Source organism: Nocardia sp. Root136, assembly GCF_001427185.1.
Classification (GTDB): domain Bacteria; phylum Actinomycetota; class Actinomycetes; order Mycobacteriales; family Mycobacteriaceae; genus Nocardia; species Nocardia salmonicida.
Genome location: NZ_LMFE01000001.1, coordinates 1110219 through 1125759 on the forward strand (window position 1 = coordinate 1110219; position 15541 = coordinate 1125759).

Consider the following 15541-nt stretch of genomic DNA (forward strand, 5'->3'; position numbering starts at 1 on the left):
CGATTTCGAAGGAGCCCAGAAAATGACGACCACGGTTGCCAACCAGCACGACGCTGAGTCGACACTGGCCGAACTGTTCGCTCCCGATACCCGACCCGATCCCTATCTCGTCCACAGCGCGCTGCGCACGAAGTCCCCGTTGGTCACCAAAGGCGGCGACCTCGTGATCATCGCCAACTACGCCGATTGCCAGCAGGTGCTGCGCGACCCGTCGGTGCGCAACGACCCCAAACTGTCCCGACTCGGCAAGGATCACCCGGAGCGTCCGGAGTCCCTGCTGTTCCTCGATCCGCCGGCGCATACCCGCATTCGCCGACTCGTCTCGAAAGCCTTCACTCCCAGGGTTATTCGGGCCTCGCAGCCACAGATCCACTCCATCGTGGACGAACTCGTCGAACAGATCGCGAGTAAGACCGAATTCGACGTGATCTCGGAATTCGCGCTGCCCCTGCCGGTGCGGATCATGTGCGCCCTGCTCGGCATCCCCGTCGAGGAGTTCGGCGACTTCGAGCCCGCAGCCCGACGACTCGGCCGCGTCCTCGACTTCAATCTGGTCGTCCACAACGACGATCTCGATGACGCCGAAGGCGCGCGCAACGAGCTGATGAACTACCTGGTCAACCTGATCTCCCGGCGGCGCGGCAACCTCGGCGACGACCTGCTCTCGCGGCTCATCGAGGTCGAAGAGGAAGGCGAAGTTCTCAGCGAGGGCGAACTGCTCGCCACCTGTGTGCTGCTGATGGTCGCGGGTCACGAGACCACCGCCAACCTCATCGCGAACGGTGTGCTCGCGCTCCTGCAGCACCCGGCGCAGCGTGAGATCCTCGGCGCCGATCCCGGACTGGGGATCAGTGCCGCCGACGAGGTGCTGCGCTACGACGCGCCGATCCAGTTCGTGATGCGCGTCGCCACCCGCGACATGGAGGTGAGCGGCACGGCGATCAGCCCCGGCACCGCGATGCTGGTGCTGCTGGCCTCGGCCAATCGCGATCCCGCGCACTACCCCGACGCCGACCGTTTCGACGTCGCCCGCGGCGCGGCCGACCACCTCGCCTTCTCCGCCGGAGCGCACTTCTGCCTCGCCGCGGCGCTGGGCCGGGCCGAGGGCGCCGCGGCGCTGTCCGCCTTCGCCTCGCGCGTGATCGACCCGGTGCTCGTTCCGGGTTCGCTGCAGTACCGACCCAATGTGAACTTGCGTGGCATCCAGGCCATGACCGTCACGCATGGCGGAGTCCGACTCCGTTGACCTCCGATTCGACCACCCCCTCCACAGAAAGCCTGTTATGAACTCGCACCACCACGGCCGTAAGGCCGGATGGGGGATCGTGCTCGTCGCGGTCACCACGCTGCTCGCAGCCTGCGGCCAGAACAGCTCGGCTCCGGCCTCGGCCGACGACCCGGTGACCATCACCTTCCTGTCCTACACCTACGGACAGGCGAACCCGCTGGGCAAGGGCATCGAGAAGTTGATCAACGACTTCCAGACGGCCAACCCGAAGATCACGGTGAAACCGCAGTCGGTCCCGACGGCCGACGCGCTCACCAAACTCCAGAGCGAAGTGGTGGCGGGCAACCCGCCCGACGTCGCGCAGATCGGTTGGAGCAAGGTCGCGCAAGCCTCGCAGACCTTGCCGCTGCGGTCGCTCGAAGAGGTCGCCGGGACCGACGAGTGGAACAAGCACATGGCGGGCTTCGTGCCGTCGGTGCTGAAGGCGACCCCGGTAGCCGGCGCCAAGAAGCCGGTCGCGATGCCGTTCATGATGGCCACCCCGGTGGTCTTCTACAACGCCGACCTGTTCACCGCCGCCGGGCTCGACCCGGCCCAGCCGCCCAAGACGATGGCCCAGCTCAAGCAGGCCGCGCAGGCGATCAAGGACAAGACCGAGGCGCAGGGCGTGTACGTCTCCGCGGCCGACCCGGGCAAGTCCGACTACCTGACCCAGTCGTTGGTCAACAGTGCCGGTGGCGCGCTGGTGTCGGGCAGCGGTGAGATCACCGTCGACTCGGCCCCGGTGATCACCGCGCTGTCGACGATCCAGGATCTCACCAAGTCCGGTGTCCAGCCCGCCGTCGACTTCGCCTCCGCGCAAAGCGCTTTCAACTCGGGCAAGCTCGGCATGCTGGTCACCACCGGCGGCGGTCTGCTGACACTCGACGCGGCTGCCAAGGGCAAGTTCGCCCTGCAGGTGGCACCGCTGCCCGCCTTCGACAACCTGCCTGCCCGCCCCACTTTCTCCGGCTCCGGCCTGACGATCGTGGCCAAGGACGCCGCCAAGGCGAAGGCGGCGTGGAAGTTCGTGCAGTTCATGACCAATGACGAGAGCTTCAAGCTCATCGCGTCGCAGATGGGGTACCTGCCGCTGCGGACCGCGGCGGAGTCCTCGGCCGACCCGCGCCTCGGCTCGGCCGTCAAGCAGATGGCCGACCTGGCGCCCTACACCGCCTTCCCCGGCAAGCAGTCCAACCAGGGCGTCGTCATCCTCCAGGACGAGGCTGTCGAACCGATCGTCCTGCGCGGTGCCGACCCGGCGGCGACCCTGCGCGCCGCGGCCACGAAGATCCGCGGACTCAGCTGAGTTCGCGCACCATCCGCTGAATCACCACCCCTCGAGGAGAGACACCGTTGTCACACCAGGTATTCGCACACACGCCTCCGAACGGTTCGCCCCACGGCGGCGCGATCCCGAACAAGATCGGCCTGACGGTCAATCCGTGGTCGGGAAAGCAGCTCCTGCGCTCCGATTTCGAGGAGATGCGCGAATTCCTCGATGAGGCCGCGACCGCCGGATTCGGCTATGCCGAACTCGGCGGCTGCGGCCTCGGGGTGGTGATCGGCGGGCAGGTACAGCGCTCCCGACTGGCGGCGCTGCGCGACGCGCTGGCCGATTGCCGACTCCGGCTGACCCTGCACAGTTCGTGGTATTCGTCCGGGCGTACCGGCAACCTGCTCGACACCGGCACCGCGTCCACGCAGCAGCTCGGGCTGCTGGCGGACCTGGAGGTCGCCGCCGCGATCGGCGCCGAGGTGCTGGTCTACCACGCCGGGGTGCTGCCGAACCTCTACAGCGACGGTGCGGCGCTGACCGCAGGCATGGAAACCGAACGCACGATGCTGCGCGAGCTCGCCGACGAGTCCGGCGCGCGCGGGGTCATGATCGCGGTCGAGAATCGGGCACCCGGACCCGCGGTGCTCACCCGGCGCTCCTACGGGATGCGTCTGGATATGGTCGCCGAACAGGTGCAGCAGATCGACCACCCCGCGGTGACGATGTGCCTCGACGTCGGCCACGCGTACCTGTCGGCCGGCTACCTGAATTACGACTACCTGGCCGCGATTCGCGAGGTCGCCCCGGTCGTCGGCCACGTACACCTGCACGACAACTTCGGCCGGATGGCCCGTCAGCCCGACGCCAGCCCGTACGAACTCGAGCTCCTCGGGGAAGGCGATCTGCACCTGCCGCCCGGGTGGGGCTCGATCCCGCTGGCCGAGGTCATGGCCACGACCTTCCCCCGCGATCCGGCGATCATCATCGAAATGCGCCACGCGCGCCATTACGCCGAGGCACTGGAGACCACCCTGCGCTTGGTCGACGTGCGAGCCCGATCATGACGCTCACCGAGGCCCCCGAGGCGGGGGTACGTGACGCGAAGCCGAAGGTGCGCGCGGTCGAGCGTCCCGCCGCGACCGGACTTGCCTGGCTGTACTTCTCGCCGACCATGCTCGCGATCGCCGTGTGGGTCTACGGGCCGCTCGTGTTCACCGCGGTGCTCAGCTTCCTCGACTGGAACCTGGTCTCCCCCGACATCGAGTTCAACGGCTTCGAGAACTACGAAACCCTCATCACCGAACCGGAATTCGGCAACGCGGCCTGGAACACGCTGAAGTACGCGCTGTTCGTGCTGCCCTTCGCGACGGTGGTCCCGTGCGCGCTGGCCATCGCACTGTGGAAGCGCCCCGGCCGGGCCAGCGAGTTCTACCGGATGCTGCTGTTCCTGCCGGTCGTGCTCGCGCCGGTGGCCAACGCGCTGTCGTGGCAGTTCATTCTGGATCCGCTGTACGGGACCCTGAATCAGGTACTCGGGTTCGCCGGGGTGGAACCGATCAACTGGCTCGGCGACCCGGCCACCGCGCTGCCGACCGTCGTCGTGGTGACGGCGCCGAAAGTGGTGGCACTCAACACCTTGCTGTTCGGTGCGGCACTGGCGAACCTCGATCGCCGCACCATCGACGCCGCGCGCCTGGACGACGCCACCGAGGGTGAGATCACCAGGTCGATCATCCTGCCCCAGCTGCGACGCCCGATCGTGCTGCTCGGACTGCTGTCGATGGTGGTGGTGTGGCCGTGGCTGTTCACCAATATCGGTGTGCTCACCCGAGGTGGACCGAGCAATGCCACCGACAACGTCTACTACCGGCTCTACACCTACGGTTTCACCTTTTTCGACGCGGGCACCGCATCGGCGGCGGCCATCGTGATCGCGCTCGCGTTCGGGCTGCTCCTGACCTTCCACACCCTGCTCTCGAGGAGATTCCGTGCGACGCGGTGACGCGATCGGCAGACACCTGCTACTGATCACAGCCATTGTGCTGATGCTGTTCCCGGTGGCGTTGGCCTTGGCTACCTCGTTCAAGCCGGTGTCGACGATCTTCGATCTGAATCCGCTCCCGTTTCCGGCGAGCATGGAGAACTACGAACTGGCCGTGGGCAATTTCCCGATCGGCAGGCTGCTGTGGAACACCTTCGTGATGGCCGCGGGCGTCACTGTCGCGACAATGCTCGTCGCCGTGCCCGCCGCCTACGCGCTGGTGCGATTCGACAAGGCTCGGGGGCGAGGCTTCGTCCTAGCCGCCGTGGGTATTTCGCTGCTGATCCCGCCGCAGGCACTGATCATCCCGCAGTTCCTGATGACGACGAAGTTCGGTTGGCAGGGTCACACGATCGGGGTGATCATTCCGCAGCTGGGTGTCAGCGCGCTGGCGGTGCTGCTGCTGCGCGACCACATTCGTTCGGTGCCGCAATCGCTGATCGGGGCGGCGGTGCTCGAAGGCGCCACCTCGTGGGAGATATTGCGCCACGTGGTACTCGGCGTGCTTCGCCCGGCGCTCGGCGCGGTGGCGATCCTGCTGTTCATCAGTACCTGGAACGAATTTCTGTGGCCGCTGCTGGTGATGCCCGACCCGGAGGACACCACCATCCAGCCGGGTCTGGCGTTGTTCATCGGCCCCGAGAGCGCGCAGTACGGGCCGATGCTCGCCGCGGCGATGCTGGCCTCACTGCCGGTCGTCATCATCTATGTCCTGGCGTCGCGACGGATCGCGGACGCCTTCCTTCATTCAGGGGTTCGGTAACGACATGACCAGTCTCAGTGTGAGCGAGCCTCCGGTGCTGACCACCGAGCTCGATCTCTCGGCCGGCGTGGTGCTCGACGGCATCACCAAGCAATACGGCGAGGACCGCCCGGCTCTCGACCTGGACCTACTGCACGTACCGGGACAATCGCTGACCGTGCTGGTCGGCCCGTCCGGCTGCGGTAAATCGACCGCGCTCGGCGTGGTGTCGGGCCTGATCACCCCCACCGCGGGTCGGGTGCTCATCGACGGCGCCGACGTCACCGAGGTGTCGCCGGGACGGCGCGGCGTCTCGATGGTGTTCCAGGACTTCGCGCTGTACCCGCACATGACGGTGGAGCGCAATATCTCCTTCGGTCTGCGGCTGGAGGGCAAGCACAACCGCAAGTCGGGGCTGGACCGCACCGAGATCGAGCGGCGGGTAGCCGGTGCGTGCGACAGCCTCGGGTTGAGCGAGCTGCGCCACCGCAGGCCCGCGCAGTTGTCGGGTGGCCAGCGTCAGCGAGTCGGGTTGGCCAGAGCGATCGTTCGGCAGCCGAAGGTGCTGCTGCTCGACGAGCCGCTGTCCGCGCTCGACGCGCAGTTGCGCCAGCAGGCGCGAGTGGAGCTGGTGCGGCTGCATCGTGAGCTCGGCAATACCGTCGTGCTGGTCACCCACGACCAGCTCGAGGCGCTGTCGATGGCGACCCATCTGGTGGTGATGAACGATTCGCGGGTGTTGCAGGTCGGTAGTCCGGCGCAGGTGTATCGACGGCCGGTCGATCTGTTCGTCGCGACGTTCCTCGGTAGCCCGCCGATGAACCTGGCGACGGTGACCATGAACCAGGTAGGCGACGAGATGACCGGTCCCGGGCTGGAAGCGCTTCTCCCGCAACCTGTCCCCGGCGTGCCCGCCGAACTGACGCTGGGCTGGCGGCCCGGCGACGGCGCGCTCCGACGCCACGACGGCCCGGGACTGCTCGTGCACGGTGTGGTGGAGCTGGTCGAATTCACCGGCGACTCCAAGATCGCGCAGTGCACCGGCGAATCGGGTCGCTGGGCCGTGACGCTGCCCGCGAACGATCCGGCACCGGCCATCGGCGCGCGAATCCAGGTCTTCGTCCCGGCGGACCGGCTGCACCTGTTCGATCCGGAGACCGGTGCCAGAGTAACGGCTTTCGATGCACCTGCTGATCACCAACGATGACGGATTCCGCGCGCCGGGTCTCCTGGCGTTGGCGGAAGCCGTGCGCGCGCTCGGCATCGACGCGACGGTGGTAGCACCGAGCGGGCCGATGTCGGGCGCGAGCCAGTCGCGACGCAGTGGCGTCGCGACTGAGTGGGAGTGGGCGGCCCCGACCGCCGGAATTCCCACGATCCACGTGGGATCGACACCGGCGGCCTGCGTGGTCTTCGCGCTCACCTCCGGGGTCGTCGCTCCGGTAGATCTGTGCCTGAGCGGGGTGAACGCGGGCGAGAACATCGGCGCCACCCTGAATGTCAGCGGCACCTACGGTGCGGTGCAGGAAGCGGGAGCGCGCGGTGTGCCCGGCATCGCGCTCTCGCGCGAGTTCGGTGGGCCGTGGGCCGAGCCGCACGCCTGGGACTGGAGCTGGGTACCCGAGGCGACCGCCCGGATACTCACCACGCTGCTGGCAGCGCGGGCGAACTGGTTCACCGCGAACGTCAATCTCTCCGGCACCGACCGGGGCGCCGATCCGGCCTACACCCGGGTCAGCCGCGCGCTGTACTACACCGACGTCTTCGACGTCGCCACCGGCGCCATCCTCAGCACGATCGGTTACCGTGCCGAGGATCTGGCGCCCGATGACGACATCCACGCCTTCGCCGAGCAGCGGCGGACCAGCATCACCCTCGTCCGGCGGGCTTGAACGGTTCGGACCGCAACGCGGTCTTCACGATCTTCCCGCCGGGGTTGCGCGGCAACGGCGCCGTGCGCACCGAGAAGTACTGGGGCACTTTGAAATCCGCGAGAAGTGTGCGCAGATAATCGAGCACGGCGGCTTCATCGAACTCGGTGCCTGCCACCGGCACCACCACCGCGCCGACCTTCTCGCCCATCATGTCGTCGCGTACCCCGACGACCGCGGATTCGCCGATGCCCGGGGCGCCGGCGAGCGCGTTCTCCACCTCGACGCAGTACACGTTCTCGCCGCCGCGATTGATCATGTCCTTGGCCCGGTCGGCGATCGACACCAGTCCCCGCTCGTCGATGCGGGCGAGGTCACCGGTGCGCAGCCAGCCGTCGACGAAGGTCGCGGCGGTGGCGACGGGGTTGTTCCAGTAGCCGGCGACGACATTGGCGCCGCGGATGAGCAGTTCCCCGACACCGCTGACCGGGTCGGGCGCGTCGATGGCCAGGTCGACGATCGGCGCGGCGAACCCCACCGATTCCGCGTGCTCGGTGGCCCATTCATGGGGCAGGTAAGTCGAGATGGACGAGGTCTCGGTGAGACCGAAACCGTTGGCCAGGCGAGCGTTCGGGAAATGCTCGGCGATCTCGGCGACCAGCGCGGGCGCGACCGGCGCACCGCCGTAGGCGACCCGGTTCACCCCGCTCAGGTCGAAATCGGCGAAGTTCGGTTGCCGGAACGCGAGGTAGTAGATGGCGGGAGTGTTGGTGAGCGAGGTGACCCGCTCGTCGACGATCGCCCGCAGGAAGTCCTGAATCTTGAACTGCGGCAGGATGATCGTGCTGCCGCCGATGGCGAGCTGCGGAATCAGCTGGCTGTTGCACGCGGTGACATGGAACAGCGGCACCGAGACCAGGTTGCGCAGGGTCGGGCCCTCGTCGGCGGCGATGTCGGCGAGTCGGCGCACATTCTCCACCGTGGACAGCAGGTTGCGGTGGGTGGTGATCGCGCCTTTCGGCCGTCCGGTCGTGCCGCTGGTGTAGAAGATCGCGGCCGGATCCTTCGGTGCCGCACCCTCGTAGACATAGGGATCGCCCTGCGGCAGCGTCTCTTTCGGGCCGAAAGTAAACGAGGCGGCGGAATCGGTCAGGACGTACTCGATCTCGGGGGCGGCGAACCGAGTGTTGACCGGCACGGCCACCGCGCCCGCGAGCACGATGCCGAGGAAGCCGACCACCCAATCGGTTCCGGCGTCCAACAGACTGGCGACGCGGTCCCCCGGTTGAATTCCCTGGTCCCGCAGCCCGCCGGCCACCAGGGCGGCCCGATCCCACAGTTGCCGGTACGAGAGTCGCTCGCCGCCGATCTCGACGACGGCTTCCTGGTCGGGCCAGGTCCGCACCGTGTGGCGCAGCATATCCACCAGCGAATCCGGCAGGCCCGCGTAGTGCGCGACACCGTGTTCGTCGCGAGAGATTCCGGCGGTGTCGAACGGTTGCACGGTCATCGCGCGCCCTGCGGGTTCAGCAGCGGGGCGAGATTGTCCTCGGTGAAGAACTCCCGACCACTGAGCCCACCCGCCATCATCCGGAACCACTGCTGCGTGTGTTTCGGGCTGCTCGGCAGCGCCCGCATCACCTCGACATGCTTGTCCGGCAACACCAGTCGCGAGGACTCACAGGTGAACCGGTACATCGGCTTACTCGACCGATCGCGCTGCGCCTGATACTCGGCGAGTGCTTCGTCGAGTGGCCGCGCCGCCGACAGTCCTTCGTGTGCGCGCTCGGCGAGCAGATCGGCGTAGGTGAACGCGTCGCTGATCCCGAGACCGGTGAAGGGGTCCTTGTGATATCCGGCATCGCCCACCAATGCCCAACCGGGGCCGTGCGATTGCCGATAGAAGTTCTCCGGGTAGCGCGCGATGTAGAACCGCTCCTCGCGTTCGCCGGTCTCGAGTAGTTCGGCGAGGTCGGGCGCGGTTTCCTTGAACGCCAACGAGAAATTGCCCTCGATATCGGTGCGAAACGGTGCGAACCGGTCGACGTATTGCACACACCACATCAGCGTCTTGCCGTCGTTGGTCGGCCAGCCGCCGACCGCCTGCTTGTCGCCGATGCGCAACTGGCTCTGCATAGTCAGACCGGACCAGTACGAGTAGCTGGTGAAGGTCTCCCCCGGGATCACGTCGTACTTCTCGGCGCCGGTGAGCTGGGCCACGGTGGAGGCGTAACCGTCGGCGCCGATGACGAGCCGGGCGTGTTCGACGACCGGTTCGCCGTCGCGGTCACGCCCGACGATGCCGGTGACCTGCTCACCCTCGCGCACCAGATCGAGCACGGTGACGCCCTCGCGCAGATCGACACCGGCCGACCGAGCGGCGTCCTGCAACAGTGTGTCGAGCACGATGCGCCGCGGCGCGTAGGTCTCGGCGATGCCGTCGATGGGGTCGGAGAAGCCGGAGAACTGCGCATCGGCGTAGGACATCGTGATCGAGTGAATGGGCGTACAGCCCGTGGCCTTCAGCTGTTCCAGCAGGCCCCAATCCCGTAGCCGCGCGAGACCACTCTGCCGCAGCATGTGGGTCGAAACGGCGTCCTTGGGAAACAGAGCCTGGTCGACGCAGAGCACCCGGTAGCCGCGGCGCGCGAGCAGCATCGCGACCGTGGCACCAGCGCAGCGCGCGCCGACAACAATGACATCGTGCACAGTCTTCGACCTTTCAGGCATCGAGCACGAGACGGTCCGTGCGCGCTCGGGAGACGCAGATCATCATGGTTTTGCCCGACTCTTGTTCAGCCGGTGTGAGAACCGAATCGCGATGCTCGACTTCACCTTCGAGCACGGTGGTTTCGCAGGTCGCGCACGTTCCTTCGCGGCACGACCACAGCACGTCGGCACCGGCGCGCTCGAGCGCGTCGAGGACCGACGAGTCGGCCGGAACGTCGATGGTCCGGCCGGAGCGATTGAGAACGACCGTCGTCGGCCGGTCGGGTCCGGTCGACGCGATCTCCTTCGGATGGAAACGCTCGACGCGCAGAGCCTCCGACACACAGTGCTGTTCGACCGCGGTGAGCAGCGGCTCGGGGCCACAGCAGTACACGAGCGTGTCCGAGCCCACCGGCGCGAGAATCTCGGCCAGTGGCATCAGCCCGACTTCGTCCTGCGCGTAGCGACGAACCCGCGCACCGTAGCCCGACAGCTCCTCGGCGAAGGCCATCCGCGCATCGGTGCGGCCGCCGTAGTGCAGTTGCCATGCGGCGCCGCGCTGTTCGAGTTCACGGATCATCGGCAGCAGCGGGGTGATCCCGATGCCGCCGGCGATCAACAGGTAGCTCGCTGCCGGGGCGAGCGGGAAATTGTTGCGGGGCTCCCGGATCTCCAGCAGCGTGCCCGGCCGTACTTTCTCGTGCATCCACGCCGACCCGCCCCGACCCTGCTCCTCGAGCAGCACCGCGATGCGATAACTGTCCCGATTCGCTGGATCGCCACACAGCGAGTACTGACGAACGACGCCGTCGGGCAGGACGACATCCACGTGCGCACCCGGTGCCCACGGCGGCAGTGGGGCGCCGCCGGGGTCGGTGAGCACAAAGGACAGCACGCCCTCTGATTCGTAGGTGATGGACCGAATTCGCACAATCGCGCTGATCACACGACGAGTCTGGCAGGGCTTCGGCGGCCCGAGGGGATTGATACTTTCAACGAATTGCCGGATTGAAAACGGGGCGATCAGCGATCGGTCGGCAGCGGGGAGAAACGGTCAGGAATCGAGAAGTTCCGAGGTCGGCGCCGTGGCAGCATTGTTTTCCACGGATCGACGAAAGGGTTTTCGATGAACATCATCGGAGTTCGGCGAGCTCATCGATGGCTCGCCATCGGCTTTGTCGCGGCAGTACTCATCACGGTGATCGGGTTGTCGCTGAGCGGACCGGAATGGGTCGTCTACCTGCCGCTGATTCCGCTGGCCGGACTGTTCCTGACCGGTTCGGTGATATATGTGCTGGTCTACCGCGGCTCACGAACGGGTCCGGCGGTCGGCGGGCGCGTTCGTCAGGTACATCGTTGGTCGGCCATCGTGTTCCTAGTCGCCGTTGTCGCCACTGTCATCGCATTGGCGCAGCAAGAGCCGGTGGTGTGGGTGTCGTATCTGCCGTTGATTCCACTCGCCGGGCTCTTGCTGTCGGGGTCGGTCATGCTGGTGTCGCCACTACTGCGGGCGCGGCGCGCTGCTTCCGGCGGATAGCCGACCGCGGCTTCAGCCGATCTCGACCACCCGTGCCCACGCGGGTGGTCGGTCCGGAACATAATCGGGATTGTTCTCCTGCCATGCATGGTCCCTGCGGAAGAGGCCGACCACGGTTCTGCAGGCCGGTTGTTGTGACGGCCAGGGTGTTTGACCGTCCGTCAGGGCCACGAGCACATCGGGGCGGGTGCGCAGGGCCTTGGTGAAACCGGTGCGCAGGTCGGTGCCGCCACCGCCGATGAGCGACATCCCCTCGGCCTGGCACAGCGGGTGAGCGATGCGTGCCGCGGCGTCGCAGGAGAACACGGTGACCAGGTCGCGGCGGCCGCCGACGGCGCGGATGATGGCGGCGACTTCGAGCAGCGCGCTGCCCAATTCGTCGTCGCTGACCGATCCCGAGGTGTCGATGACCACGCTGACCTTGGGTGGAGTGCGGCGCAGGCTCGGCAGCACGATGCCGGGGAGTGCGGTCGAGCGGCGGGCGGGGCGCCGGTAGGTGTAGTCCGCGCCGGCACCGGGGGCCGACGCGGCCGCGCGCAGGGCCGCGCCGAGCAGGTCCCGCCATGGCTGGGAAGGATGCAACGCCTCCTTCGCCCAGCGTCGCCACCCCTGGGGCGCGTTCCCTGGACGGCCGACGATGCCTTGCGCCACGAGGAACCGCACGCCGTCGCGCTGCTGTTCGCTGAGCCCGTCCGCGCCGTCGGGACCCAGTTCCCACTCCCGGTCCGATCCGTCCGCGCCGCTACCGCAGTCGAGCCACGCCATGCTTTCCGTCAGATGCCCGAGGCTGAACTGACCCAGGTAGTCCTCCATGAGTTGCCCTGGGTCCAGCCCCAAGGTGCTCGGCAGAACCGCGCCTTCGGGCCAGACCAACCCGTCGCCGAACGCGTCGTCGTTGATCTCGGCATCCGCGGCGATATTCATTCGCAGCCGCTCGCCGGGGCCGGTCAGCTCGTGGGTGTGGGCGTAGCGATCACTGCGCGCGTGATGGTCGCGCAGCAGGTGCGAAACCTCGTGCACCAGTATCGACGCCAGTTCTTCCACCGGCGTGTAGTCGACGAACCGTGGCGAGACGTAGCACCGCCAGTGTTTGTCCACGCCCATCGTCGACACCCCTGCCGACTCGACGATGTTCAGGGCGTACAGGGCAGTCGCCAGATAGGGACGGGCCGAAACCGCTTGCAGCCGTGCGGCATAGAGCTTGGCGAAATCCAGCCCGGTCGTGTCCGCTGTCATCGGCCCGCCTGGACGGCGACGCGGGCCGCGGCGCGATCGGCACTCCGCGACACCGACACCACCCCGGCGAGTTGTTCGATCGCCGCGGGCACCTCCCAATTGTCGCGGCGCAGCGTGGCCAGAGTTGTCGCGGGAACGACCACCAGGTCGGGTGGTCCGGTTTCCACGGCCTTCACCAGCAGCGACCACGCCGCATCCCACCGCGCCCGCTCCGGTCGTTTGCGCACCGCGGCCACCACCCCGTCGAGAACGGCCTGGCGCAGGTCGCCCCTGGTCGGCAGTTCAGCGGCGACCGGATCGGCCAGCAATACTTCCGGATCGGGCAGATCCATCCGATCGATGCTGGTCAGCAGTTCGAAACCCGGGCCGTCGCCGACCGTGCCGCGGATCAACTGCGACAGCACATCACGACTCGCATCGGCCGCGGTGGCGAAGGCGATCAGCCGCACGGTCATCTCCCAACTCCGCGGAGACGCCCAGGCACCACCCCGCCGGGTTTCGGTGGTGGGCATCTGATGCACGAGCTTGGGCCGCGCCGCGAGCAAGGTGCAGACCGCACGACGGGCGAATGTTACTGCCTCCGAGAGACTTTCGGGCGCGAGCTGAGGTAGGGTCGCGCGCGGCCATGTTCCGCCGAGACCACGGACGACGACGTCGTGCTCATGTGTCCACTGCAGGTGCACGAAGCGGTTCGCCAGCGGCGGGCTCAGCTCCCAGCCGTCGGCGGCCGACGAGCGCGGGTTGGCGGCCGCGACGATGCGCACACCCGGCGGCAGTTCCAGTGCGCCGACCCGTCTTTCGAGAACGACGCGCAGCAGCGCCGCCTGCACGGCGGGCGGTGCGGTGGACAGTTCGTCGAGGAACAGCAGGCCGCGCCCGGCCCGCACGAGGCGAACCGCCCAGTCCGGCGGCGCCATCGGCACACCCTGGGTCGCGGGGTCGTCGCCGATGATCGGCAGGCCCGAGAAGTCCGATGGCTCGTGCACACTCGCGATTACCGTGGTCAGCGGCAGGTCGAGCGACTCGGCGAGTTGGGTCAACGCAGCGGTCTTGCCGATGCCCGGCTCACCCCACAGCAGTACCGGCAGGTCGGCGGCCACGGCCAAGGTGAGAGCTTCCAGCTGGGTATTGCGACGCGGCTCTGTGTGTACTTCGCCCAGCATGGCGAGGAGTTGGCTCGCGATGTCGAGCTGGGAGTCGGCGGCGCTATTCGGGAGCGGCGGGTGGAGAGTATGAACTGTCATGTGTGAATCACCTTTGGGTTCAGAAGAATTCGATGGATGAGCGCGGTGGAGCGAGCTCGGTCTCCGAGTCGGTCGACGAAGTACGAAGGTCGGCAGCGCGACACAGCGTGACCCGATGGCCCGAAGACAACTCAGCGCAAGATCAGGCGTTTCGGACCTGCGCGACGACCCTTGCGGTCGTACCGGTCGGGAGGGGTGTGGCCGCGACCGGGCGCGGGTAGACCGGCCCGGAACAGGCCATAGGTAATCCGTTGTCGTACAGCTGCTTCGAGTGCGTCGCGAAGTGGTCCGTCGCGCAGCACCGCGTCGGCGCCGAGCTTGCCTTCGACGATGGTGAGGGCGCCGTCGATATCGCCGTGGTCCAGGCGATCGCAGACGCCGACGAGCCAATCCGGTTGGCGCAGTGACCGGTCGATGGCCTGTAGGCAGGGCATCGGGGTTCCGGTCAGGGCCGCCAGGAGTTCCTCGCGCCGGATCTCGGTGGGGTCGTGATCCAGCGCGGCGAGCACCCCGTTCACCAACCCGATGCGATGACGTTCACCCCGGCACTCCACGATTCGATGAGCGGTGTCGATCTCGGAGTTCTCGCTCGGCATGCCGTCGTGGCCCAGCACCGAAGCGACCAGTGGATGCAGTCGGTCGGCGGCGATCGCGCCCGCGCGCAGCAACTCCAGGTCGGGGAGCACCCAGGTAGCGGCGTCGGGCAGGACCGGAAGGGCCGAGATTCCGCCGCGCGGGTGCGCCTTCGAAATCCGCACTGCGGGAGAAGTTTCCCCGTCGGCGCGAACGTCCAGCACCACCCGTTTCCGTGCACCGCACCGCACCAGCACCAGCCCGGACCGCTGCCCCTCGGCGCGCAGCAGAATTCCCGCCTCATCTGCCCACCGGTCGACGGCACAACCCGGCAGCACCGATCCGGACAGCGTGAGACCGGGATCGTCACCGGGCGTCATGGCCGCGCGTTGTCCTGCCCCAGCACGGGTTCGCAACTCCCCCACCCAGCGCGAATCCCACAGGTGACGGTGCAGGTCGAGCCGGTAGCGACTGTTGGGTCGGGGATGTGGGTGCATGCGCGCCCCGGTTCCGGGACTCGTCCCGTCCCACAGTGCGAGGCTTATCCGCTGACCGGCAGCCGCCCATGCCGGTGGCGTCCGCACCACCAGATGCACGGAACCCTCACGGAGACACTGTGTTCCGCCCGCGACGTTCGTGATGTCCTCAGCGCCGTAGCGAGCCAGCACCATCGTCAGCCCGGGTCGCAACAAGCCGTCCGGTGCGATCCTGGGCAGATGCCAGCGCAACAGATCCGGTGCCAGATACCGCAGATCGGCCCGTATTCGGGCGGAGAGTCCTCGCCCGTGGGTCCGCGCCAACCTTCGCAGATCCACATCGAGATCGACGTGTGCCGCGGCGCAGGCCCCCGACCAGTCGCCGACGAGCCGCCGTGCGGTGGCGACTTCGATCATGCCGGGCGGCACAGCGAGTTCACGCACACGCACCCACAGGTCTAGGCGCGAATCGTCATAGGACGCACGGGAGTACTGCGGATTTTCGGTGAATTCCCCGCGTTCACGCGGGAGAGAAGCCGGTGCGATGACCGGCGTGGGGCTCAACG

General features: G+C 67.5%; 14 protein-coding genes. 8 read left to right on the top strand and 6 right to left on the bottom strand.

The features are described 5' to 3' along the window. Positions 1-22 precede the first annotated feature (22 nt). Genes ASD42_RS05335 through surE form a run of 7 tightly spaced genes read left to right on the top strand, consistent with a single transcriptional unit; the run spans position 23 to position 7221 of the window. Positions 23-1246 (top strand): cytochrome P450, encoded by a 1224-nt coding sequence (locus ASD42_RS05335; protein ID WP_056810938.1) that lies wholly within the window; start codon positions 23-25, stop codon positions 1244-1246. A gap of 37 nt (positions 1247-1283) precedes the next feature. Continuing rightward, a complete protein-coding gene (locus ASD42_RS05340) occupies positions 1284-2576 on the top strand; it encodes an ABC transporter substrate-binding protein (RefSeq protein WP_131816616.1) in 1293 nt (430 codons plus the stop codon). A gap of 47 nt (positions 2577-2623) precedes the next feature. After that, positions 2624-3610, top strand: coding sequence for a sugar phosphate isomerase/epimerase family protein (locus tag ASD42_RS05345; protein WP_056810940.1), 987 nt, complete (start codon positions 2624-2626; stop codon positions 3608-3610). Further along, positions 3607-4548 carry a carbohydrate ABC transporter permease gene (locus tag ASD42_RS05350; RefSeq protein WP_056810943.1) on the top strand — a complete coding sequence of 314 codons (942 nt, stop codon included), beginning with the start codon at positions 3607-3609 and terminating at the stop codon, positions 4546-4548. The genes ASD42_RS05345 and ASD42_RS05350 overlap by 4 nt, the downstream gene beginning before the upstream one ends. Then, on the top strand, positions 4535-5350 hold the full coding sequence (locus tag ASD42_RS05355; protein ID WP_056810946.1) for a carbohydrate ABC transporter permease: 816 nt from the start codon (positions 4535-4537) through the stop codon (positions 5348-5350). Before ASD42_RS05350 ends, ASD42_RS05355 begins: the two co-directional genes overlap by 14 nt. A gap of 4 nt (positions 5351-5354) precedes the next feature. Beyond that, entirely contained in the window at positions 5355-6536 is a 1182-nt protein-coding gene (locus ASD42_RS05360) for an ABC transporter ATP-binding protein (RefSeq protein ID WP_056810949.1), read from the top strand. Further along, positions 6511-7221: a 5'/3'-nucleotidase SurE gene (gene surE / locus ASD42_RS05365; RefSeq protein WP_084465494.1), complete on the top strand. Its 711-nt coding sequence runs from the start codon at positions 6511-6513 to the stop codon at positions 7219-7221. The genes ASD42_RS05360 and surE overlap by 26 nt, the downstream gene beginning before the upstream one ends. On the opposite strand, the gene ASD42_RS05370 is transcribed toward surE, so the two are convergent. The 3 genes from ASD42_RS05370 to ASD42_RS05380 are packed head-to-tail and all read right to left on the bottom strand — an operon-like array spanning position 7199 to position 10855. Next, positions 7199-8710 (bottom strand): class I adenylate-forming enzyme family protein, encoded by a 1512-nt coding sequence (locus tag ASD42_RS05370; RefSeq protein WP_056810954.1) that lies wholly within the window; start codon positions 8708-8710, stop codon positions 7199-7201. The genes surE and ASD42_RS05370 overlap by 23 nt on opposite strands. After that, positions 8707-9909: an NAD(P)/FAD-dependent oxidoreductase gene (locus ASD42_RS05375; RefSeq protein WP_056810957.1), complete on the bottom strand. Its 1203-nt coding sequence runs from the start codon at positions 9907-9909 to the stop codon at positions 8707-8709. Before ASD42_RS05375 ends, ASD42_RS05370 begins: the two co-directional genes overlap by 4 nt. Positions 9910-9922: 13 nt before the next feature. After that, positions 9923-10855 carry a PDR/VanB family oxidoreductase gene (locus ASD42_RS05380; protein ID WP_056810962.1) on the bottom strand — a complete coding sequence of 311 codons (933 nt, stop codon included), beginning with the start codon at positions 10853-10855 and terminating at the stop codon, positions 9923-9925. 180 nt (positions 10856-11035) lie between these two features. Here ASD42_RS05380 and ASD42_RS34860 point away from each other — a divergent pair, with 180 nt between their 5' ends. Then, positions 11036-11446: a hypothetical protein gene (locus ASD42_RS34860; RefSeq protein ID WP_200950381.1), complete on the top strand. Its 411-nt coding sequence runs from the start codon at positions 11036-11038 to the stop codon at positions 11444-11446. Between the two features lie 12 nt (positions 11447-11458). Here ASD42_RS34860 and ASD42_RS05390 read toward each other — a convergent pair whose 3' ends face one another. The 3 genes from ASD42_RS05390 to ASD42_RS05400 form a co-directional block, all read right to left on the bottom strand. Then, a complete protein-coding gene (locus ASD42_RS05390) occupies positions 11459-12682 on the bottom strand; it encodes a vWA domain-containing protein (protein WP_056810965.1) in 1224 nt (407 codons plus the stop codon). Then, positions 12679-13926 (bottom strand): AAA family ATPase, encoded by a 1248-nt coding sequence (locus tag ASD42_RS05395; RefSeq protein WP_056810967.1) that lies wholly within the window; start codon positions 13924-13926, stop codon positions 12679-12681. The genes ASD42_RS05390 and ASD42_RS05395 overlap by 4 nt, the downstream gene beginning before the upstream one ends. 131 nt (positions 13927-14057) lie before the next feature. After that, positions 14058-15419, bottom strand: a complete 1362-nt coding sequence (locus ASD42_RS05400; protein WP_084787109.1) for a hypothetical protein — start codon at positions 15417-15419, stop codon at positions 14058-14060. Between the last annotated feature and the right edge of the window lie 122 nt (positions 15420-15541).